Here is a 20272-nt window from a genome sequence, read left to right as displayed (position 1 = left end):
CCCCACCCCCCAGCCGAGACCGACCGACCACCCACCGGGGGCCCACCACGCGCGCTCTCATCGGGCGCCTGCCAGGGCCGGGGACGGCTGGGAGGGTTCGGGGTCGGTGGCGGGGTCGCGGCGGCCGGGTGCGGCCAGCAGCAGTACGGCGAGGACCATCGCGCCCTGGAGCCACAGCCACGGGGTGTGCAGGAAGTGCGCGGGCGGAGGCTGGACGGGGGTGACCGTCTCGGCCACCCGCCACAGCCCGCCCGCTTCGGACAGGCTCATCCGCTGCAGCGACGGTTGCGAGTCCAGCGTCTCGGCCAGTCCGGCCGGCACCGGCGGGGCGATCGCGACCATGGCCACGCCCTGCTGGGCGAGCGTGGCGGCGTCCGTGCCGCCGCGCCCGCCGACGAGCCCTTCCGCGGCGGTGCGGACACGTGCGCGGGCCTCGGGGTCGGCGGGCAGTTCCGCCTCGCCGAGGAGCGGGGCCCGGCCGGGCAGCAAGGTGAACTCCGAACCGTTGACGAGCAGGATCCGCTCTCCGGGCCGCGCGTGGATCGCGGCCAGCGGGGGCGTCGGGTCGGGCACGTCCGACCGGAGCGGCCCGCGTACCCCCTGGACGACCCAGTGACCGGCGGCGAGCAGCGGCGTGCTGATCGCCACGGCGGCCACCAGCACCGCCGCCATCCGGCGCACCCCGCCTGCCGCAACCAGCGCGGCGAGGCCCGGCGCGCTCAGGCCCGTGAGCACGATCAGCGCGGCGGCGGCCAGCGCCAGCGGCACGCTTGGCCAGGCCGTCGCGCCCGACACGGTGATCCGGGCGATCACGACCGCCACCAGCATCGCGAACAGGGCGGCCGCCCACCCGGCGGCCACCGCCCGCCGCCGTCTGCGGGCGAGCAGGGCGGCGAGCCCCGCGGCGACCAGCCCGGCGGTCACCCAGAACGGCGGCACGCCGGGCCCGCCCGGGTTGAGCGCCAGCAGGGACTCCGGCCCGAGCCGGGCGTCGCTCAGCGCCGGGCCGTGCAGCCCGGCCTCCAGCAGGAGCCGGCCCGGGTCCAGCGCCTGGTCCACCAGCCACGGCAGCAGCAGGGCGACCGGCACGGCCAGCGCGATGCCCGCCGAGGTCAGGACGCCGGACCGCGCCCCGCGCAGCAGCCAGGCCGCCGCCCCGCCCAGCACGGCGACCAGCACGTAGACGAGCGGCACGAACGCGGTCCCGACGGCCAGCAGCAGACCGAGCCCCCAGGCGGCGCGGCGCGACCGGCGCGGGTCCCCGAACAGCAGGTGCCCGCCGAGCACCGCGTAAGCGGGCAACAGCACATGCACCACCGCCGTCCCCAGCCGCCCGGCCGCGACCGCACCGGTCACGACAGGCAGCAACGCGTACGTGCCCGCGACCCACACCCGAACCGCCACCCCGGTACGAGTGACCGCCCCTTCACCCCACCCGGCCGCGGAATCGGCGGCCTGGCCCGCACGCCCGGTCGCCCCGGAAGCGGCGGCCCGGCCAGCACGCCGCCCAGCCGCGGAATCGGTGGCCGGACCCTCAGCCCCGGTATCGACGGCGGCGCCCCCACGTCGCCCACCCCGCCGCCGCCTACCCGGCTCGGCGGTACCCGAGGGACGCCCAGCGGCCGAAGTGACGTCAAGGGTCGAGGAGAGGCCCCGGCGCGAAGAAGCACTCGCGGCCAGAGCCCGGTCGGAAGGCGAGGCGAGATCAAAACCCGAAGACCCGTCCGCGACCGGGGAACGACCGGAGAACGAGGCAAAATCCGGACCCGAAGAACCGTCCTCAGCCGGAGAGCGACCCGAGGACGAGGCGAAATCACGACCCGAGAAAGCATCCGCGACCGCCGAGCGACCCGAGGAGGAGACGGGATCACGGCCCGAAGGACCGTCCGCGGCCGGAGAGCGGTCGGACGAGGAGGGGCGGTCGGACGGGGGGTGTTTTGAGCGGCGGAGGAACGGGGGGCGGCCGGTTGGGGGGTGGTTTGAGCGGCGGAGGAATGGGGGGAGGTCGGGGAGGGTGGTCAGGCGGCGGGTGGCGAGGTACGCGGACGCCCCGGCCAGGGGCACCGCGCCGAGGAGCAGCGCCGACACCACCGGACCCGTCTGCCCGAACGCCGGCAGGGACAGCGCCGCCAGCACCGCCACGTACGGCGGCGCCCAGCCGGCGGAGCCGCCGGTGTAGAAGGCCCAGAGGTCGGCCGCGCTCCCGGTCACCGGGACGAGCGCCCCGCCGCCGAGCCGGTCTCCGCCCAGCAGGGAGCGCGAGGCCACCAGCGTGACCAGGCTGAGCGCCAGCACGAGCAGCACCCCCGGCCGGCCGAGGAAGCGCTTGACCGCGCCGCGGTCCTCCGGCGGGAGCTCGTCGGGGTCCTCCGGCTTGCCGGGGGCGGCGGCGTGGTGGTGCCGGCCGGCGGACTCGACCGGCCGGTCGCCGCTCAGGAAGCCGCGCGCCATGTCGACCAGCCGCCGCAGCCCCGACCCTCTGGGCGTGAGCAGCAACCGGACTCGCGCGTACCCCTTCTTGCGCCCCGCCCGCCTGGCCCGCCGCGCCCGCAGCAGCCGCAGCGGGTGGATGAGGATGGACCCGAGGGCGACCAGCTCGTCCAGCGCGTTCGCGGGCTGCTTGCCCACCAGGAACAGCGACGTCCGTACGAACGAGCCGAGCACGTTCCTGACCAGCGCCCACAGCATGGTGCGGAACGGCAGGTTCGCCATGACGACGAAGATCGCGTTGCGCCGGTCCAGGCGGCGCGGGTGGTCGCCGCTGACCGTGATGCGCCGCCGCCTGCGGGCCGCCGCCTCGGCGTGCCAGGCGACGGCGTCGGTGACGGCCAGCACGCGGTGGCCCGCGTTCCGTACCCGCCAGCACAGGTCGAGGTCGTCACGGAAGAGCGGGAAGAACGGGTCGAGCCCGCCGGCCGCCTCCCACACGTCGCGGCGGATCAGCATCCCGGCGGTGGACACCGACAGCGCCTCGCGGGTGCCGTCGTGCTGCCCCTGGTCGAACTCGTGCGGCTCCAGGCCGGTGTCCCTGCGGCCGGTGAGCCCGACGGTCACGCCGATCTCCAGCAGCCGCCGCCGGTCCAGCCAGTCGCGCAGCTTCGGACCCAGCACGGCGGCCTTGCGGTCCTGGCCGGCGGCGTACAGCAGCGCCTCCAGAGCCCGCCAGTCGGGGGCGCAGTCGTCGTGCAGCAGCCAGACCCACTCGTCCTCGACGGCGGGCAGGTCGCTCAGCGCCTCGGCCACGGCCTCGCCGAAGCCCGTGGACCGGGGCAGCCTGCGCACGTTGCCGGGGCCGAGCGCCTCCGTCAGCAGGTCGGCCGAGCCGTCGCGGCTGCCGTTGTCGACACCGACCACGCGGTCCGGGCGCCGGCTCTGGCCCAGCAGGCCACGCAGGGTCTCCCCGAGCCAGCGGGCCCCGTCGTGGGAGACGACGACCACGGTGACGTAGGGACGGGACATCAGGCTCCAAGGGGCGGATGATCGGCGGCGCTTACCCTACAGGCCGAACCGGGTCATCCACATGAAAAAGGGGCCACACGGGAACTCCCGTGTGACCCCTCCGTCCGCATATCGCTAAACGGCCTCGCGCTTGATCCTTCTGCGCTCCCGCTCGGACAACCCACCCCAGATGCCGAAGCGCTCGTCGTGCTCAAGTGCGTATTCCAAGCACTCGGCACGAACCTCGCACGATCGGCACACCTTCTTGGCTTCTCTGGTGGAGCCGCCCTTTTCCGGGAAGAACGCCTCCGGATCAGTCTGCGCGCAGAGCGCGCGCTCCTGCCAGCCCAGTTCTTCAGCGTCAAGCTGATCTTGTGCGATGACCAAGTCGGTCACTGCACACCTCCCTGCCGCCCGCCCGCAATGGAGCCCCCCATGGAACGCCTTCCTTATTACCCACCCACTGGAAGGCGTAACAACATGGTTGTAATTACACGCGTGTGCTGTACGTGACGTCAAGCGGCATGCCGGTATCCGGGGAAAGACCTGGTCTCGCCCCGGTCCAGCTCGCGTGTGTGGTTCGCGCCCGAATTGCGCCGTTCTGATGCGGCGTGGACGGGCGTGTTCAACGCTGTCAGCGGTCGGAACCGTATCAGGGCGGGATAGAGCTCCGCCCTTCAGCCACCTCTTCTCTAGCAGTCCTTTGCGAGTCCCTTACCTGCGGGGCTCGTTGGGGGTGTATATCGCCGTCGGGTCGATCGGGTCGTCCCCGCGGTAGGAGTTCGGGTCGAGCCTGACCGTCGAGTCCGCCGGCTGACCGCCGCTCCAGCCCGCGGGCGCCTGGTGGGTCGGCTGGTAGGCCTGGGGCTCGTACGGGTTCGGCTGGCCGGGCTGGTGCTGGCCCTGCTGCGGCGCCTGGTGCTGGGGCTGGGGCTGGTGGGCCTGCTGCTGGGGCGGCTGCTGCGGGTGGCCGAACGGGTCGTCGTACGGGTTCGGCTGGCTGGTGTAGTCCGGCACGCGCAGGTCGGGCTGGGTGCCGATGATGCCTGACTGGTACGTCTCCGCCTGCTGGTAGGCGTCGAGCAGCTGCTGCGAGCGCGGGTCCACGGGAGGGTCGGGCTCCTGGGAGGACCCGAACTCGTGGCCGGAGTACCCCGTGAACGGCTGGCCGCCCTGCGGCGGGGACTGCTGGTCGAACGCCGGCGGTTGGTCGTAGTAGGGCTGCTGGGCCTGGTCCGCCTGGGGGTAGGGGACGCTCGGCGCCGTCTCGCCCGAGGAGTAGGGCTGGCCGAACCCGCCGGACTGGCCCGCCTGGGGCTGGCTGTCCGCCTGAGGCGTGTACGGGGCGTACGCGTTGGGCTGGCTGTCGGCGGGGGCGTACGGGTTCGGCTGGGCGTAGACGTCGGGCTGGCTCTCGGCCGGGGCGTACGGGTTGGGCGGCGGGTACGCGTTGGGCAGGCTGTCGGCGGGCACGTACGGCGCGGGCTGGTACTCCTGGGGCTTGAACCCGGCGTCCGGCGAGGTCTCACCGGAGGTGTACGCGGCCTGCTGGGCCTGGGGGGCGTAGGGGTCCTGGGCGTGGGCGGGCGTGGCGTACGGGTCCTGTCCCTGGCCGGGCGGCACGTACTGCTCCTGCGACTGCGCGGGCGGCGCCGCGTACGGGTCCTGGGCCTGCGGCGCGAACTGGTCCGGCGTCTGCGCGGGCGGCGCGTACTGGTCCTGGACGGGCGGAGTCGCGTACGCGCCCTGAGAGGGCGGGGCGTACTGGTCCTGCGCGGGCGGGGCGAACTCCTGCGCGGGCGGGGCGAACTCCTGCGCGGGCGGGGCGAACTCCTGCGCGGGAGGAGTCGCGTACGCACCCTGGGCGGGCGCGGCGTACTGGTCCTGGACGGGCGGGGCGTACTGGTCCTGGACGGGCGGGGCGTAGGCGTCCTGAGCGGGCGGAGCGTACTGGTCCTGGACAGGCGGGGCGTAGGCGTCCTGGACGGGCGCGGCGTACTGGTCCTGGGCCGGGGCCTGTTGGGGGAAGGCCGGCTCGTGGTTCTGGTCGCGGTCCGCGGGGGCGGCCGGGAGCGCGGCCCTCGGCTGCTGGGACGGGGGCTGCGGCTGGTAGGCCTCCTGCCCCTGCTGCGCGAATCCGGGAACGCCCTGGGACGGAGGCTGCGGGGCGTACTCCTGCGACGGAGGCTGGGGAGCGTATTCCTGGGACGGCGGCTGGGGGGCGTACTCCTGGGGCGGCGGCTGCTGGGCGAACCCCGGCATCGGCTGGCCCTGCGAAGGCGGCTGCTGGCCGTAGCCCGGCATCGGCTGGCCCTGGGACGGAGGCTGCTGGCCGTACCCCTGCTGCTGGCCGAAGTCGGGCTGCTGCCCGTACCCCTGCTGGCCGAAGCCCTGCGGGCCGTACCCCGGCGGGAAGCCCTGCGGGTAGCCGGTGGGCTTGCGCTCGGGCAGGACCTGGGGCAGCAGGTAGACCAGCGCGATGACGGTCAGCGCGAGCTGGGGCGCGCCGCCGAGCACGAACTCCACGGTGGAGCGCGCGCCCCGGTCCGCGAACAGCCCCAGCAGCAGCGACAGCGCGCCGAACAGGGTGGCCAGCCCCAGGAACGCCGCGGCGCCGTACGCCGCGATCTTGGCCTTGGGCGAGGGCGGGCCGACCTTGGTGAGCAGCAGCACCGCGCCGAGCAGCAGCGCGGTCACCACGGGGCTGGTCAGGCCCCCGAAGTACGTGGCGGCGCGCTCGGTGATCGTGAAGCTATCGGACGAGCCGATGAAGATCCGGCCGAGCGTGACCAGGATGTCCAGACCGCCGGCGGCCAGCATGATCCAGGCGGCCGGCTCTCTCAACCGGGCGACGTCAAGCTTGTTCACAACTACCCCCATCAGACCCTTTAGCCCGAAGGGAGTTTGCCATATCGTGGCAAAGACCGCTTCGATCACAGGTCGCGCGTTGGTCTCAATGCGCGCCTTTCCTCCCGCTTGCCCCGGCTCAGGGGAAGGGACAAAAGGGCACGATGCAAGACTGACCGCATGCACATCGTGTCCCTCGCCGGCGGCATCGGCGGCGCCCGTTTCCTGCGCGGGCTGCGCGCCACCGCCCCGGACGACCAGATCACTGTGATCGGCAACACCGGTGACGACATCACCCTGTTCGGCCTGCGGGTCTGCCCCGATCTCGACACCGTCATGTACACCCTGGGCGGCGGCATCAACGAGGAACAGGGCTGGGGCCGCCTGGACGAGACCCACGTGGTCAAGGAGGAGCTGGCCGCGTACGGGGTCGAACCGCAGTGGTTCGGGCTGGGCGACCGCGACTTCGCCACCCACATCGTGCGCTCCCAGATGCTGGAGGCCGGCTTCCCGCTCTCCCAGATCACCCAGGCCCTCTGCACCCGCTGGCAGCCGGGGGTGCGGCTGCTGCCGATGACCGACGACCGGTGCGAGACGCACGTGGTCATCTCCGACGAGCGGGGCAGGCGCGCCGTCCACTTCCAGGAGTGGTGGGTCCGGCTGCGCGCCTCGGTCCCGGCGGAGTCGTTCGCGCTGGTCGGCGTCGACGCCGCCAAGCCCGCGCCGGGCGTGCTGGAGGCCATCGCCGAGGCCGACCTGGTGATCCTGCCGCCGTCCAACCCGGTGGTCAGCATCGGGACGATCCTCCAGGTCCCGGGCATCCGCGAGGCGCTGCTGGCGAAGACCGTGGTGGGCGTCTCGCCCATCATCGGCGGCGCCCCGGTGCGCGGCATGGCCGACGCCTGCCTGACGGCGATCGGGGTGGAGACCAGCGCCCAGGCGGTGCTGGAGCTGTACGGCGCCGAGCTGGTCGACGGCTGGCTGGTGGCGCCCGAGGACTCCGGGGTGGCGCTGGAAGGCGTCCGGGTGGCGGCCCGTCCCCTTCTCATGACCGACCAGGACGCGGCGGCCGCCATCGCCCGCGCCGCCCTCGACCTCGCGCAGGAGCTCTCCCGATGACCGCTGACCCCACCCTCTCCGCGGCCGAGCGGCTGGAGGTGTTCGGCGTGCCCGGCCTCGGCGAGGTGCGCCCCGGAGACGACCTGGCCGCCCTGCTGGCGGACGCGGACGTGCGTGACGGCGACATCGTCGTCGTCACGTCCAAGATCGTGAGCAAGGCGGAGGGCCGCGTCCGCGAGGCCCCCGACAGGGCCAAGGCCATCGAGGACGAGACCGTCCGGGTGGTCGCCAGGCGCGGCGACACGGTGATCTCGCAGACCCGCCACGGCTTCGTCATGGCCGCCGCCGGGGTCGACGCGTCCAACACCGCCGCCGGCACCGTCCTGCTGCTCCCCGAGGATCCCGACGCCTCGGCGCGCCGGATCAGGGCCGGTCTGGGCCGCCGCGTCGGAGTGATCGTCTCCGACACGTTCGGCCGGCCGTGGCGGAACGGGCTGACCGACGTGGCCATCGGCGTGGCCGGGATGCTCCCGCTGGCCGACTTCCGCGGCGGCGCCGACACCCACGGCAACCCGCTCAGCGCCACCGTGACGGCCCTGGCCGACGAGATCGCCGCCGCGGCCGAGCTGGTCAAGGGCAAGCTCGACAGGGTCCCCGTGGCGATCGTGCGCGGGCTGTCGCACCTGGTGACCGAGGAGGACGGCCCAGGGGTCCGGCCGCTGGTGCGTCCCGCCGACGAGGACATGTTCCGGTACGGGTCGCGCGACGTGGTCTTCGCCCGCCGGACGATCAGGGCGTTCGCCGACCGGCCGGTGGATCCGCAGGCGGTGCGGCGGGCCGTGGCGGCGGGCATCGCCGCGCCCGCGCCGCACCACACGACGCCGTGGCGGTTCGTGCTGGTGGAGTCGGCGGAGACCCGGGTGCGGCTGCTCGACGCCATGCGGGAGGCGTGGATCGCCGACCTGCGCGGCGACGGGTTCACCGAGGAGTCGATCGCCAAGCGGATCAGGCGCGGCGACGTGCTGCGCGACGCGCCCTACCTGGTGGTCCCGTGCCTGGTGATGGAGGGCTCGCACACGTACCGCGACGAGCGGCGCAACGCGGCGGAGCGGGAGATGTTCGTGGTGGCGACGGGCGCGGGGGTGCAGAACTTCCTGGTCCAGCTCGCCGTCGAAGGGCTGGGCTCGGCGTGGGTGTCGTCGACCATGTTCTGCCGCCCGGTGGTGCGTGAGGTGCTCGACCTGCCGGAGGCGTGGGACCCGATGGGGTGCGTCGCGGTGGGCCACGCCGCCGCTCCCCCGCGCGACCGGGCGCCCCGCGACGCCGCGGACTTCACGGTGACGCGTTGATCCGGGGCGGCAGGGGTCACGTATCTCTCACTGACTGGCTTTCTCATGAATAGTCACGAATCGGTTCACTGTTAGGAAACTTTCCTTTACATTGGGCGCACCCCCCAAGGTAAAGGAGCCACTCGATGCGAAGGATGCTCACGGTACTGTCGGTGGCGGCGCTCGCCTCCGCCACCACGGTCGTCTCCGCCGCCCCCGCCCTGGCCCACGGGTACGTGAACGCGCCGCCCAGCCGGCAGGCCCACTGCGCGCAGGGCCGGGTCTCCGGCTGCGGCGACATCATCTACGAGCCGCAGAGCGTGGAAGGCCAGAAGGGCCAGCGCAACTGCCACGGCGGCGTGGCCCGGTTCGCCCAGCTCAGCGACGAGAGCAAAAGCTGGCCCGTCACCTCGGTCGGCACCACGGTCAACTTCAACTGGACGCTGACCGCCCGCCACGCCACCAGCACCTGGGAGTACTACATCGGCGCCAACCGCGTCGCCGTGTTCAACGACGGCGGCCGGCAGCCCGCCGCCCAGGTCAACCACACCGTGAACCTGTCGGGCTACAGCGGCAAGCAGAAGGTGCTGGCCATCTGGAACATCGCCGACACCCCCATGGCCTTCTACGCCTGCATCGACCTGCAGATCGGCGGCGGCGGCAACCCCACCCCGACTCCGACACCCACCCCCACGCCCACCACTCCGACCCCGACCCCGACGCCCACCTCGAACCCGGGCGGCACCTGGAAGGCCGGCACCGCGTACGCGGTCGGCTCCACCGTGACCTACGGCGGCGCCACCTACCGCTGCATCCAGGCGCACACCGCCCTCACCGGCTGGGAGCCGCCGAACGTGCCCGCACTCTGGCAGCGCGTCTGACGATCCCCTGAGCCGAAGGGGGCGCCCCGCACGGCGCCCCCTTCTTCACGCCCCCGGCTTGCAGGTGGGGTGGCAGAGGCGGCGGGCCAGAGCGGCGAGGAACACGTCGATGATCTCGCCGGGCTGCTGGGCCACGTGCAGCGAGCCGTTGGTGGCGGCGGTGATGGCCGTCAGGCCGTCGCGGTCCACGTCGTCGCCGAAGGCGATGACGATGATCTGCACCGGCCGGTCCGGCTTCCACTCCCCGCGCAGCCGATCCAGCAGGGCCTGCCGCTTGACGCCGCGGCCGTCGTCCTTCCCGGCGGTGATCACCAGGAGCGTGTTGTTCATCTCCTCGCGGTACTCGCCGCCGACCTCGCGGAAGCCGCCGAGTATCGCGTCGTAGAGCGAGCTGTCGCGGTCCGGGTCGGCCTTCATCGTGGTGGTCAGCCGGTTCAGCTCGCCGCGCCGGACGAGCTGGCCGGACTCCGGCTCGTTGATCGGCCCCAGGCCGACCCGCTCGCGGTAGCCGTGCAGGCCGCCGGCCCGGTGCGCGAACTCCCACAGTCCCATGTGCGTGGACTCGGGGAAGAGCTGGAGCCCGATCCTGGCCGCCTCCAGCGCGACCTCGGACTTGGTGGCGCCCTTCAGCTTCTCCGCCATGTGCCTGGAGGTGTCGGTCAGCACGAGGATGTTGGTCGGCGGGGCGAGCCTGCTCCACGCCCGCAGCGCCTCGTCGATGTCCTCGGGCGACACCGACGGGCGCACCTTCGGCGTCGCCGGCGGGCTTTCCGAGCCCGGCGAGATCGGCCCGTGCGCGCCGTCCCCCGACCGGAAACCCGCCCGGCGCACGATCTCCTGCGCCTCGGCGTCCGCCAGCCAACCGGCGAACGCCTTGGACGCCTCGGCCACGGCCGGGTCGGTGGCGGTCACCACGTACGGGTAGTCGAGCGTGATCGTGCCCTCGCGCGGGTGCAGCGCGACCACCGGGTCGTCCGATGGGGCGCGGTTGTGGTGCCACACCGACTGCTCGGGCACGATGACGACCGGCCGCTGCCAGAACGTGCGGTCGTCCACGGCGGTCAGCATGCTCCGGTAGTCGGGCGCCGAACCGGCCTGCGCCCACCGGACGAACGCCGTCAGCGCCTTGTCCGCCTCCGGGCCCGTACCGACGACGTCGCGGGCGGCGGCGACGGTGGCGATGCCTGCGCCCGCCAGCGACGGGTCGGGCACGCGGACGACGTCGGGCTCGTTCTCCGTAGGTGCGAGCCGGCCCCTGGCGGTGGCCGGGAACACCATCCGCCAGTTCATCTCCGTCTTGCCGATGGCGAACCGCTCGGCCAGCGACGAGCGGGTGGCGAACACCAGCGGCGAGGTGGCCACCACGGTCTCGCCGCCCGGCAGCGCGCCGGCCCCCTGGTCACGAGCGAGCCGGATCCAGGCGGACGAGTCGGCCACCCACCCGTCCGGCCGCTCGCGCAGCACGCCCACCTTGTCGCCGATGAGCGTGCGTAAGACCGTGGCCGGGGGCTGCTCGGTCACCTGGACGAGCACGCACCGGCCGCCGGCCGTGGTCCTGGTCTCGTTGAACCGCCCGGCCGCCTCCATGACGGCGGGGGCCACGTCCACCGCGGCCGCCACGTCGACCAGAACAGGCTCTCGCGTGGCGCACACGGCCGCGCCGCCGCCGAACACCAGGACGATCGCCGCCGCGAGCACGGCCACCACGGTCGTACCCGCCAGCACGCCGCGCCACAGCGCCCGGCTCCGCCTCTGCTGGGGGGACAGCGCGGCGCGGTGTCGGCCCAAACGCACGGTGAAACCTCTCTCCGAAGGGGGTGCCGATGTTCCCAGTGCCTCCCAGAGCGGACGCCAGTCTAACTAGAACTGGTTATATCTACGCCAGTGGCAGCACCCTGCGCACGCTCTGGCACACGCCGTCGCTGGCCGCGGCGGCGGCCAGCCGCTCCGCGTTCGGCACGCCGTACTCGGTCGTGCGCTGGCGGACCGGCCGCCCGGTCACCTCCACCATGGCCCGCAGCTCGCTGATGGTCTTGTACGAGCCGTTCTCCGACCCGGCCATCCGGCTGATGGTCTCCTCCATGAGGGTGCCGCCCAGGTCGTTCACGCCGCCCTGGAGCACCTGGCGGCACAGGTCGTCCCTGAGCTTGACCCAGGAGCACTGGATGTTGCGGATCGCGCCGTGCAGCAGGATCCTGGCCAGCGCGTGCACGGCGCGGTTCTCCTGCGCGGTGGGGCCGGGCCTGGCCACGCCCGCCAGGTAGATGGGCGCGCTGGTGTGCACGAACGGCAGCAGCACGAACTCGGAGAAGCCGCCGGTCTCCTCCTGCAGCCGCCTGATCAGCTTGATGTGCCGCACCCAGTGCAGGTGGTTGTCCACGTGCCCGTACATCATCGTGGCGGTGGTCGGGATGCCGACCCGGTGGGCCGTCGTGACGACGTCGATCCACTCGGCGGCGGGCAGCTTGCCCTTGGTGAGCACCCAGCGCACGTCGTCGTCGAGGATCTCGGCGGCGGTCCCGGGCAGCGAGTCGACCCCGGCCTCGCGGGCGCCGTGCAGCCACTCCTCGACGGACAGGTTCGCCCGGCTGGCGCCGTTGATCACTTCCATCGGCGAGAAGGCGTGCACGTGCATGTCCGGCGTGCGCGCCTTGACCGCCCTGGCGATGTCGAAGTACGCGGTGCCGGGCAGGTCGGGGTGGATGCCGCCCTGCATGCACACCTCGGTGGCGCCCGCCTGCCAGCCCTCCTCCGCCCGGTCGGCCACCTGCTCCAGGCTGAGCGTGTACGCGTCGGCGTCCGTCCTGCGCTGGGCGAAGGCGCAGAACCGGCAGCCGGTGTAGCAGACGTTGGTGAAGTTGATGTTCCTGTTGACCACGTACGTCACGTCGTCGCCGGCCGCTTCCCGGCGGAGCGCGTCGGCGATCCCGGCCAGCTCCTCCAGCGCCTCGCCGTCGGCCGACAGCAGCGCCACGGCCTCGTCGTCGGTGAGCCCGGCGGGGTCGCTCGCGGCCCTGCCCAGCGCCTTCCTGATCTCGGCGGGCGTCCCGCCGCCGCCGGTCGCGGCGGGGAGGCGGTCGCGCAGGGCCTCCCAGTCGCCGTACACGTGGTCGAAGTCGTCCCGCCGGTCGTGGGTGCGGCCCGTGGTGTCGACCTCGACGTGCAGGTCCACCCGCCCGCCGGGGGCGAACCCGCCGTCGGGCTCCTGCCAGGGCAGTCCCTCGGGGATCGCGCCCTCCCTGGCCAGCCCGGTCTCCGGCTCCGCCAGCGCGGCCACGTGCGCCGCCAGCCGCGGGTCCAGCCACGGCTCGCCCGCCTGGACGTACTCGGGATAGATCGTCAGCCTCTCCCTGAGCCGGAACCCGGACTCGGCGGTACGGGACGCCAGCTCGTCGATCTGCGGCCACGGCCGCTCCGGGTTCACGTGGTCCGGGGTCAGCGGCGACACGCCGCCCCAGTCGTCGATCCCGGCCCGGATCATGAGCGCGTACTCGGCGTCGACCAGGTTCGGCGGCGCCTGGACGCGTGCCTTCGGCCCGAGCACGAGCCGGGTCACGGCGATGGTGGCGGCCAGCTCCTCCAGGTCGGCGTCCGGCAGCCCGCGCATCGCCGTGTCCGGCTTGGCGCGGAAGTTCTGCACGATGACCTCCTGGACGCCGCCGTACTCGCGGGCCACCCGGCGGATCGCGAAGATCGACTCGGCCCGGTCCTCGATCGTCTCCCCGATGCCGATGAGGATGCCGGTGGTGAACGGCACGTTGCTGCGCCCCGCGTCCTCCAGCACCCGCAGCCGCACCGCCGGGTCCTTGTCCGGCGACCCGTAGTGGGGCTGCCCCTTCTCCTCGAACAGGCGCCGCGACGTGGTCTCCAGCATCATGCCCATGGACGGGGACACCGGCTTGAGCCGCTGCAGGTCACGCCAGCTCAGCACGCCCGGGTTGAGGTGCGGCAGCAGCCCGGTCTCCTCCAGCACCCTGATCGCCATCGCGCGCACGTACGAGAGCGTGTCGTCGTAGCCGTGCGCGTCGAGCCACTCGCGGGCCTGGTGCCAGCGGTCCTCCGGCCGGTCGCCCAGCGTGAACAGCGCCTCCTTGCAACCCAGCGCGGCGCCCTGCCGGGCGATCTCCAGCACCTCGTCGGGGGACAGGAACGGCGACGGCAGCTTGTGCGGGGCGGTGGCGAACGTGCAGTAGCCGCAGCGATCCCGGCACAACCTGGTCAGGGGGATGAACACCTTACGGCTGTAGGTGATAGTCCCGGCACGGCCGACGGCCTCCAGGCCCGCGTCCCGTACCCGGGAGGCGTGCCCGAGCAGGGCGTCGAGATGCTCACCCCGCGCGTGCAGCAGCACGACGGCCTCGGTGAGGTCGAGCGTCTTGCCGTCACGGGCGCGGGCGAGAGCGCGGCGAAGGGCCGAATCACTGACAACGGTCATAGGCAGACCTTACTCAGAGGAACTTCGCAAAGCGGACGCCCGGTACCGCAGAACCGCGGTCAGAACGACCGGTAGTCCCTGGCGGCCATCCGGGGGCCGCGGGCCGGCGGGCGGCGGCCGGTCAGCGTGATGAACAGACCGGCCCGGTGGCGATGGCCGAGATACGGCTCCAGCAGGCGCAGCATGCCCGGGTCGTCGGTCTTCTCCCCCGTCAGCGCGTACCCCACGATCTTGGCGAGGTGGAAGTCGCCGACGCTGATCGCGTCGGGGTCGCCGAAGACCCGCTGGCGCACCTCCGCCGACGTCCACACCCCGATGCCCGGCAGCGCCCGCAGCAGCCGGTCGAGCTCATCGCTGGTGGCCGCCGCCTCCAGCTTGGCGGCGTGCCAGGCGGCGGTCGCGATCGTCTTCGCGCGCACGGTCTCCGCGCCCGACCGGTGCCAGTGCCAGGCCGGGATCTCGCGCCACACCGACGGCTCCGGCGCCACCCGCATGCCCTCCGGGGCCGGCCCCGGCGCGGGCTCGCCGTAGCGACCCAGCAGCCACCGCCACGCCCGCCAGGCCTCCTGGCCGACGACCTTCTGCTCCAGCACCGCGGGCACCAGGGCCTCCATGACCCGGCCCGTCCTGCCGATCCGCAACCCCGCGTGCCTGCGCACCGCCTCGCGCAGGATCTCGTGCCTGGCCTCGAACCCGGAGACGTCGTCGTCGGCGCCGAGCAGCGCCGGCAACCCGTCGAGCATCCACTCGGCCCCCGGCCCCCAGGCCTGCCCGCGCACCTGCCCGCCCGCCACCGACACCCGCAGCGTGGCGATCCCGGCGGGGGTGCGGCAGGTGCGCCAGATCGCGCCGTCGGGCGTCTGCCGCCAGGCCGGGTCACCGCCGCCCCGCTTGTGCGGCGCCAGCGCCAGGCCCACGTCCAGCGGCCCGTCCGGAACCCAGCTACGCTCCCTCACCCGTCCAGTCTGCCGTGCCCCCGCAGCTCAGCGCACCAGCACGAAGGCGCACGGCCGGTCACTCGTCGCTGGAGTAGCGGATCGCGCGCTCCGGCAGCTCCACCCCGGGCCAGACGCGCACCCCGGCCAGCAGCTCGTTGCCCGGCCCCACGACGGCGCCGTCGCCGATCACCGCGTCGCGGACCACCGCGCCGCCGCGCACCCGCGCGCCCCGGCCCAGGACCGAGTCGGTGACGACGGCGCCGGGCTCCACCACGGACTCCTCGCACAGCACCGAGCCGGTCACCGTGGCGCCCGCGCCGACCACCGCGCCTTCGCAGACGGACGTGCCGCCCTGCACCTTGGCCTCCGGGGACACCGACGAGCCCGGCAGCGCCAGGAACTCGCCCGTGGCCCCCGGCATCGCGGGCGACTCCAGCCGGCCGAGCACCAGGTCACGCGAGCCCTGCACGAACGCGGCCGGCGTGCCGACGTCCAGCCAGTAGGTGCGGGTGGCGTAACCGAGCACGGGCCGCCCCGACTCGATCAGGGCGGGGAACGTCTCGCGCTCCACCGACACCACCTCGTCACGCGGGATCTCGTCGATGACCGACCGGGTGAACACGTAACAGCCGGCGTTGATCCGGTTGGTCACCGGGTTGGGCGTCTTCTCCAGGAACGCCGTCACCCGTCCCTCGTCGTCGGTGGGCACGCAACCGAACCGGGCCGGATCTTCCACCTCGGTCAAATGGAGCGTTACAGCGGCCTGGCGCGCCAGGTGGAGGCGCACCTGCTCGCCGATGTCGTGACCCGACAGGATGTCGCCGTTGAGCACCAGGACCGGATCGGACGGCCCCGAGCCGAGCGCCTGGGCCGCGTTGCGGATCGCGCCGCCGGTGCCGAGCGGGGTCTCCTCCGTCATGTACTCCAGGGAGAGCCCCAGCGCCGACCCGTCGCCGAAGACCGGCTCGAACATCGCCGCCTTGTAAGACGTCGCGAAGACGATCCGGCGCACCCCGAACGCGCGGGCGCGCGCCAGCTGGTGGGCCAGGAACGGCACCCCCGCGGTCGGCAGCAGCGGCTTCGGCGTGCCGAGAGTCAACGGGTGCAGGCGCGTGCCACGGCCTCCGACCAGGAGTATCGCCTCGAGGTCTGGCAAAGAGCTGCTCTCCATAGTTGTGGGAGGTTACCGAACTATTCCGTCGCGCGTTGGAAGGCGCACAGGTGTGCCTCGGCCGAAGCTTCCCAGGTGAACTCGCGTGCCCTCCGCAGCCCCGCCTCGCTGAGCCGCCGCCTCCTCTCGGGCGAGGCCAGCAGGTCGGCGAGCCCCGCGGCGATGCTGCCGGCGTCGGGCTCGGTGTAGGCGACGGCGTCGCCGCCGACCTCCGGCAGTGACGTGCGGTGGGTGGTGAGCACCGGGGCCCCGCAGGCCATCGCCTCCAGCACCGGGAGCCCGAACCCCTCGCCCCGCGACGGGAACGCCACCACGAGCGCGCCGCCGAGGAACCCCGCCAGGTCGGGGGCGCCCAGGAAGCCCGGCCGCACCACCTTGACCGTGGCCTCCACCTCGCGGCACGCCGCGTCGACGTCGTCCTCGTGCACGCCGCCGCCGAGCACCAGGGCCGGCGGCGTCTCCAGGTCCTTGACCGCCGTGGCGAAGCCGCGGATCAGGTTGGGCACGTTCTTGCGCGGCTCCAGCGCGCCCAGGAACGCGACGTACGGCTGCCCGTGCAGCCCGCACCGGCTGGCCGCCCGCCTGGTCTCCTCCTCGGAGGGCGGGTGGAACTGGCTCTGGTCGACCCCGTGGTAGGCGACGTCGATGCGGGTCGGGTCGGCGTGGAGGACGCGCACGAGCTCGTCCCTGGTCGCCTTGGACGGCACGATCACCCGGTTGGCGTGGCGCACGGCGGTACGCGTCGCGGAGCGGAAGAACGAGGCCTTGGCCGGGCTGTACTGCTCGGGCTCGGTGAACCAGGTGACGTCGTGCACCGTCACCACGGTCGGCAGGCCCGAGCGGAGCGGGATGGAGTAGTAGGGGGCGTGGATCACGTCGGCCCCGGCCTGGCGGGCGAGCAGCGGCAGTCCGGTCTGCTCCCAGGTGAGCCTGGCCGCGCGATTCGTGATCGAGACGGGACCGGGGAGGACGCGCGCGGACGGGGCGAGGCGTCTGTAGCGGGCGGCGTCGGCCCGCTGGCAGACCACCGCCAGGTCGGCGCCCGCCCGGTCGAGCGCCGCCACCAAGCCGTCGACATATCTGATCAGTGCGCCGCGGTCGGCGGGAACCGCCGCCGCGTCGACGAGCACTCGAGGCATTACGTGATCTTCTCCCCTCAAGATCAACGTGGGACCCGGCGGCCCCCCTCTTCTTCCACCTTATGACCAGCGTCCCCCAAAACGTGCGCCAAATCACACGGAGGAACGCCGCGCTGACAATCCGGCCACACCGGCGCAGATCAGGTCACCCAGCACGATCACCACGCGGGAGCTGAGCGCGACCGCGATGGCCGGTCCGGCGGGCATCACCGGCGCCAGCGCCGCCACCATGGCCACCTCCCTGACTCCCGCCCCTGCGGGCACCACGAACGTCATGATGCCCAGGCACCACGACAGCGCGAACGCCCCGACGGCGAAGACCACCCCGCCCTGCGGGGCGACGAAGTAGAGGTGGATCCCGTAACAGGCCCAGCCCGCGAACGCCCAGCCGAGCGCGGCGAGCATCCCCTTACGGGTGAGCGGCCGCTCCAGCGGCGGCCGCTTCAGCCTGCGCAGCCCGTAGCCGATCACCGCGTTGATCACCTTGGGCTCCAGCAGCACGAGCAGCGCCGGCACCAGGAGCAGCAGCCATCCGAACCGGTCCCAGCCCAGCGTGGCGAACGCCACCAGCAGCCCGCTTGCGAGCTGGACCGGCATCATCAGGAAGAACGCCGCCGCGCTCCTGGCCCGCGGCACCCCGAGGTCGCGGCCCATCTCCATCTGCGCGAGCATCGGCCACACGGCTCCCGGGATGTACTTGCCGAGCTGGCCCACGAAGAACACCTTGGCCGCGCTCCGTACGGGAAGCCGCGACCCCAGGTCGGCCAGCAGCGTCCGCCACGTCAGCATGGCGCCCAGCAGCGCCGCCACCACGGCGGCCAGCGAGGCTCCGACCATGCCCGGCGTCAGCTGCCGGAACCCGGCGGCGACCTCCTCCCACCGCGACGCCACCGCCCAGGCCCCGAACCCCAGCGCCACGACGAGGAACCCGCCCCGCACGGCCGTCCGCCACCCCCACCGCCTGGCGGGCACGGCACGCGGCTCTCCACCGGACGGAAGGGACGGCGACGCCTCGGACCGGGGGACGTCCGTCACAGCGGCCGGACCCGTTCGGGGGGCTGCGGGAGCGCGGGGCCCGCGGGCGGGCGCGGGGTCTTGGTCGCGACCCAGAGGTACGTGGGAACGAGGGGAAGCAGCAGCCGGAGCGCCGCCCGGGGGGTGCGGGCCAGGAGAGCGCGCGCCACGCGGCCCGGGACGCCGGGGAACAGCTCGCCGCCCGCGAACCGCTCCGGCGTCGCGAGCACGGGGAACGTGTAGTCCCACACGTGGAAGGCGCGCAGCATCCTGCGCAGGCCGCGCCGGGTGCGGAACCGCTCGTAGTAGTGGTCGGCCCGCCCGGACGCGCGCACGTAGCGGTCGGCGAGCGAGGGCGGCAGGTAGGACAGGAACGGCAGCTTGTAGTGCGGCTCCATGACGCCCAGCCGGTTGCCCAGCCCGAGGTAGAGCACGCCCTCGTCGGAGAGCACTCGGCGCATCTCGGCCACCACCGCGTCGGGGTCGACCACGTGCTCGTAGATGTGGTTGAACACCAGCACGTCGATCGACCCGTCAGGGAACGGCAGCGCCGTGCCGTCGCCGCAGACGAACGCCACCCGCTCGCCGAACCGGTCGGCCGCCCTGCACAGCCCGGGCACGTCGATGTCGACGCCGAGCGTGTGCTTGGCCCCCGCCGCGGCCAGCTCGTCGGCGATGAACCCGGCCGAGCAGCCGACGTCGCCCACGGTCAGCCCGCCGAGCGGCCCGTGGAAGTGCTCCAGCACCGCGATGATCTTCGCGGCCTTGCGCCGGCGCTTCTCCTCGTCGAGCATCGCCGCCTGGAACTCGGAGTAGGCCAGCTGCGCGACCCGTTGCTTCCCCACGACGCCCAACAGTACCCGCGCCCGCCGCGACCATCAGTCGATCCGGCTTTGGTACGGTGCCCGCCAGTGCGAACCACCAATAAGCGGGTGCTCTATGGCTTTTCTGGACATGATCCGCGGCGAATTCATCGACATCATCGAATGGCTCGACGACAGCCGCGACACGATCGTGTGGCGCTTCCCCCGGCACGACAACGAGATCAAGATGGGCGCCAAGCTGGTGGTCCGCGAGTCCCAAGTGGCGGTGTTCGTCAACGAGGGCCATATCGCCGACGCGTTCCCGCCCGGCACGTTCACGCTGCAGACGCGCAACCTGCCCGTCCTGTCCACGCTCAAGGGCTGGAAGTACGGCTTCGACTCGCCGTTCAAGGCCGAGGTGTACTTCGTCAGCACCCGGCGGTTCACCGACTTCAAGTGGGGCACGCAGAACCCGATCATGCTGCGCGACCCGGAGTTCGGCCCGGTGCGGCTGCGGGCGTTCGGCTCCTACTCGGTCCAGGTCACCGAGCCGATGAGCCTGCTGCGCGAGCTGGCCGGCACCGACCAGCGCTTCCGCACCGAGGAGGTCGAGGGCTACCTGCGGCAGATGATCGTCGGCCGGCTGGCGGGCGCGCTCGGCGCGGCGCAGGTGCCGGTGCTGGACCTGGCCGCCGACCAGCACGCCATGGGGCAGAAGCTGGCCGACATCCTCTCCGCCGACCTGTCCACCGTGGGGCTCTCGATCCCGAACTTCTCCTTCGAGAACATCTCGTTCCCGCCCGAGGTGGAGAAGGCGCTGGACAAGCGCACCCAGATGGGCCTGGCCGGCGACCTGGGCCAGTACACGAGGTTCCAGGCGGCCAACGCGCTGGAGAACGCGGGCGGCGCCGGCGAGGGCATGGGCCTCGGCATGGGCATCGCGGCCGGCCAGCAGATGGCGGCCTCTCTGAGCCAGCCCGCCCAGCAGCCGCCGCCGCTCCCTCAGCAGCACCAGTGGTTCCTCGGGGTCGGCGGCGAGCGGCGCGGCCCGTTCGACGAGGCCGGCCTGGCCGCCGCCGGGCTCACCCTCGACGCGCTGGTGTGGCGGGCCGGCATGGCCCAGTGGGCGCCCGCCCGCGACGTCCCCGAACTGGCCGCCCTGCTGCACAACACCCCGCCGCCGCTCCCGCCGTCCTGACCGGCTCCCTCGGCCTCACCG

The 20272-nt window shown here is 73.3% G+C and carries 14 protein-coding genes; 4 read left to right on the top strand and 10 right to left on the bottom strand.

Annotated elements, in window-relative coordinates; genetic code table 11:
• Positions 1 to 57: 57 nt before the first annotated feature.
• The 3 genes from FR742_RS46330 to FR742_RS44030 form a co-directional block, all read right to left on the bottom strand.
• Positions 58 to 3459, bottom strand: coding sequence for a glycosyltransferase family 2 protein (locus tag FR742_RS46330; protein WP_261809092.1), 3402 nt, complete (start codon positions 3457 to 3459; stop codon positions 58 to 60).
• Positions 3460 to 3573: 114 nt separating this feature from the next.
• Positions 3574 to 3834, bottom strand: coding sequence for a WhiB family transcriptional regulator (locus FR742_RS44035; protein WP_185088496.1), 261 nt, complete (start codon positions 3832 to 3834; stop codon positions 3574 to 3576).
• Positions 3835 to 4152: 318 nt separating this feature from the next.
• Positions 4153 to 6306 carry a hypothetical protein gene (locus FR742_RS44030; RefSeq protein WP_148037083.1) on the bottom strand — a complete coding sequence of 718 codons (2154 nt, stop codon included), beginning with the start codon at positions 6304 to 6306 and terminating at the stop codon, positions 4153 to 4155.
• Between the two features lie 159 nt (positions 6307 to 6465).
• Between FR742_RS44030 and cofD the strand changes: the two genes are divergently transcribed.
• From cofD to FR742_RS44015, 3 genes are all read left to right on the top strand, one after another.
• Positions 6466 to 7404: a 2-phospho-L-lactate transferase gene (gene cofD, locus FR742_RS44025; RefSeq protein ID WP_148037082.1), complete on the top strand. Its 939-nt coding sequence runs from the start codon at positions 6466 to 6468 to the stop codon at positions 7402 to 7404.
• Complete coding sequence (locus tag FR742_RS44020; RefSeq protein WP_148037081.1) at positions 7401 to 8693, top strand: coenzyme F420-0:L-glutamate ligase; 1293 nt, start codon at positions 7401 to 7403, stop codon at positions 8691 to 8693. The genes cofD and FR742_RS44020 overlap by 4 nt, the downstream gene beginning before the upstream one ends.
• 125 nt (positions 8694 to 8818) lie before the next feature.
• Positions 8819 to 9553, top strand: a complete 735-nt coding sequence (locus FR742_RS44015; protein ID WP_148037080.1) for a lytic polysaccharide monooxygenase — start codon at positions 8819 to 8821, stop codon at positions 9551 to 9553.
• Positions 9554 to 9598: 45 nt separating this feature from the next.
• Here the strand turns inward: FR742_RS44015 and FR742_RS44010 are convergent, their stop codons facing one another.
• From FR742_RS44010 to FR742_RS43980, 7 genes are all read right to left on the bottom strand, one after another.
• A complete protein-coding gene (locus FR742_RS44010; RefSeq protein ID WP_261809091.1) occupies positions 9599 to 11347 on the bottom strand; it encodes a substrate-binding and VWA domain-containing protein in 1749 nt (582 codons plus the stop codon).
• An 82-nt stretch (positions 11348 to 11429) separates the two neighbouring features.
• Positions 11430 to 13988 carry a bifunctional FO biosynthesis protein CofGH gene (locus FR742_RS44005; RefSeq protein WP_148037079.1) on the bottom strand — a complete coding sequence of 853 codons (2559 nt, stop codon included), beginning with the start codon at positions 13986 to 13988 and terminating at the stop codon, positions 11430 to 11432.
• 59 nt (positions 13989 to 14047) lie between these two features.
• Positions 14048 to 14944, bottom strand: coding sequence for a DNA-3-methyladenine glycosylase (locus tag FR742_RS44000; RefSeq protein WP_148037078.1), 897 nt, complete (start codon positions 14942 to 14944; stop codon positions 14048 to 14050).
• A gap of 58 nt (positions 14945 to 15002) precedes the next feature.
• Positions 15003 to 16097, bottom strand: a complete 1095-nt coding sequence (locus FR742_RS43995; protein WP_148037077.1) for a sugar phosphate nucleotidyltransferase — start codon at positions 16095 to 16097, stop codon at positions 15003 to 15005.
• 20 nt (positions 16098 to 16117) lie between these two features.
• Positions 16118 to 17236 carry a glycosyltransferase family 1 protein gene (locus FR742_RS43990; RefSeq protein WP_148037076.1) on the bottom strand — a complete coding sequence of 373 codons (1119 nt, stop codon included), beginning with the start codon at positions 17234 to 17236 and terminating at the stop codon, positions 16118 to 16120.
• Between the two features lie 93 nt (positions 17237 to 17329).
• The gene (locus FR742_RS43985; RefSeq protein ID WP_148037075.1) at positions 17330 to 18208 is read right to left on the bottom strand and encodes a lysylphosphatidylglycerol synthase domain-containing protein; all 879 of its coding nucleotides are present in this window, start codon (positions 18206 to 18208) and stop codon (positions 17330 to 17332) included.
• 59 nt (positions 18209 to 18267) lie between these two features.
• A complete protein-coding gene (locus FR742_RS43980; RefSeq protein ID WP_148037074.1) occupies positions 18268 to 19095 on the bottom strand; it encodes a class I SAM-dependent methyltransferase in 828 nt (275 codons plus the stop codon).
• A gap of 109 nt (positions 19096 to 19204) precedes the next feature.
• On the opposite strand from FR742_RS43980, the gene FR742_RS43975 reads away from it, so the two are divergent.
• On the top strand, positions 19205 to 20251 hold the full coding sequence (locus FR742_RS43975; RefSeq protein ID WP_261809090.1) for an SPFH domain-containing protein: 1047 nt from the start codon (positions 19205 to 19207) through the stop codon (positions 20249 to 20251).
• Positions 20252 to 20272 lie beyond the last annotated feature (21 nt).

Origin of the sequence: Nonomuraea sp. C10 (genome assembly GCF_008017515.1) — a bacterium.
In the GTDB taxonomy this organism is placed as follows: Bacteria; Actinomycetota; Actinomycetes; order Streptosporangiales; family Streptosporangiaceae; genus Nonomuraea; species Nonomuraea ferruginea.
This window is presented reverse-complemented; position numbering and strand designations above follow the sequence as displayed.

What these genes read in the sequence shown, in the direction of transcription:
- FR742_RS46330 (WP_261809092.1), bottom strand. Translation starts at nt 3,459, where the DNA reads ATGTCCCGTCCCTACGTCACCGTGGTCGTCGTCTCCCACGACGGGGCC.
- cofD (WP_148037082.1), top strand. Translation starts at nt 6,466, where the DNA reads ATGCACATCGTGTCCCTCGCCGGCGGCATCGGCGGCGCCCGTTTCCTG.
- FR742_RS44020 (WP_148037081.1), top strand. Translation starts at nt 7,401, where the DNA reads ATGACCGCTGACCCCACCCTCTCCGCGGCCGAGCGGCTGGAGGTGTTC.
- FR742_RS44015 (WP_148037080.1), top strand. Translation starts at nt 8,819, where the DNA reads ATGCGAAGGATGCTCACGGTACTGTCGGTGGCGGCGCTCGCCTCCGCC.
- FR742_RS44005 (WP_148037079.1), bottom strand. Translation starts at nt 13,988, where the DNA reads ATGACCGTTGTCAGTGATTCGGCCCTTCGCCGCGCTCTCGCCCGCGCC.
- FR742_RS43995 (WP_148037077.1), bottom strand. Translation starts at nt 16,097, where the DNA reads ATGGAGAGCAGCTCTTTGCCAGACCTCGAGGCGATACTCCTGGTCGGA.
- FR742_RS43990 (WP_148037076.1), bottom strand. Translation starts at nt 17,236, where the DNA reads ATGCCTCGAGTGCTCGTCGACGCGGCGGCGGTTCCCGCCGACCGCGGC.
- FR742_RS43975 (WP_261809090.1), top strand. Translation starts at nt 19,205, where the DNA reads ATGATCCGCGGCGAATTCATCGACATCATCGAATGGCTCGACGACAGC.